General features: G+C 49.8%; 1 protein-coding gene. It reads left to right on the forward strand.

The annotated features are described in order from the left end of the window. Positions 1–174 precede the first annotated feature (174 nt). Positions 175–1,368 carry a Na+/H+ antiporter NhaA gene (gene nhaA / locus AC4FIC_RS15035; RefSeq protein ID WP_100256301.1) on the forward strand — a complete coding sequence of 398 codons (1,194 nt, stop codon included), beginning with the start codon at positions 175–177 and terminating at the stop codon, positions 1,366–1,368. The last annotated feature ends 92 nt before the right edge of the window (positions 1,369–1,460 follow it).

Raw genomic sequence — 1,460 nt, forward strand, 5'->3', positions numbered from 1 at the left:
ATCGAAGCAGCAGAGATATCGAAGCAGTCTTAAACCGCCGTGATTTGCTAGTGTTCAACGAGTTAGGCGCGCGTCTACGCGTCTAACTCCGTTTTAAATCGTTCCAACAGCTGCTATCCTCAGCTCGTAATCACTGTGTTAATATACCTAATGGACCTAACGAATAGGAATGCTATGAACACTCAAGAGAGTACGATGTTCGAACGTTTTTTTGCTATGGAAACAGCCGGTGGAATAATGCTGATCGTTTCAGCCATGCTGGCCATGTTATTCGCCAACACCCTCCTAGGTCCCTATTATCAATTGATACTGGCGACACCAGTGGAAGTTCGCTTCGGCATACTCGATATCGCTAAGCCTTTGCTGCTGTGGATTAATGATGGCCTGATGGCGATATTCTTTTTCCTCGTTGGTCTGGAACTCAAACGCGAAATGCTCGAAGGCGAACTGCGCGACCGGCGCAATATTATTTTACCGGGTGTGGGCGCTGTCGGTGGCATGTTGGTGCCAGCACTTGTCTATCTGTACTTTAACTACGGCGATCCAGTTGCTGAAAAAGGCTGGGCTATCCCCACTGCGACCGATATTGCCTTTGCCCTAGGTGTTTTGACCCTACTGGGTTCGCGGGTACCGGTCACCATCAAAATTTTCCTGACTTCGCTGGCGATCTTCGATGATATAGGCGCCATCATTATCATTGCGATTTTTTACACCTCAAAACTGTCGCTCACCGCGCTGATAATGTTCAGCTTGGGTATACCGATCTTGGCAATATTGAATCGTCGAGGTGTTATCGCCAGAGCGCCCTATCTTATTGTCGGCCTGATGATGTGGGTTGCTATGTTGAAATCCGGTGTTCATGCCACCTTATCCGGGATCGTTTTAGCGATGTTTATTCCTATTCGTTCAGCCAAGGATCCGGAGGTTTCGCCGTTGCGAAGTTTGGAACATGATCTGCACTCGCTGGTAGCCTTCTTTGTACTGCCGGTGTTCGCCTTTGCCAATGCCGGTATTGATTTACGCAGCATCAGTGCTGAACAGCTGTTTCATGGTGTGCCAGTGGGTATCGCCTTGGGTTTGTTTTTAGGTAAACAGATTGGCATCTTTGGGGCCTGTTTCTTGTTCATTAAACTGGGCGTGACCAGATTGCCAACGGGCATGAGTTGGCTGAGTCTATATGGTACCGCCGCACTCTGTGGTATCGGCTTTACTATGAGCCTGTTCGTCGGTTCCTTGGCGTTTGAGGTCAAGGGCGCCGATATGCTGTTCGATGACCGAGTCGGCATCATATTCGGGTCCTTGTTATCCGGTATTGTCGGTTATCTGATCTTGCGTCGCTCCCTGAAGACCAATATTGAGGCGGAATAGGGCTACAACCCAGTGCAATCGGACCTAAAAACACTGCTGGTCACCGGCGGTGCCGGCTTTATCGGCAGTGCCGTGGTGCGGGAGCTGCTCAG

The sequence above is a fragment of the Reinekea sp. genome (assembly GCF_982785585.1).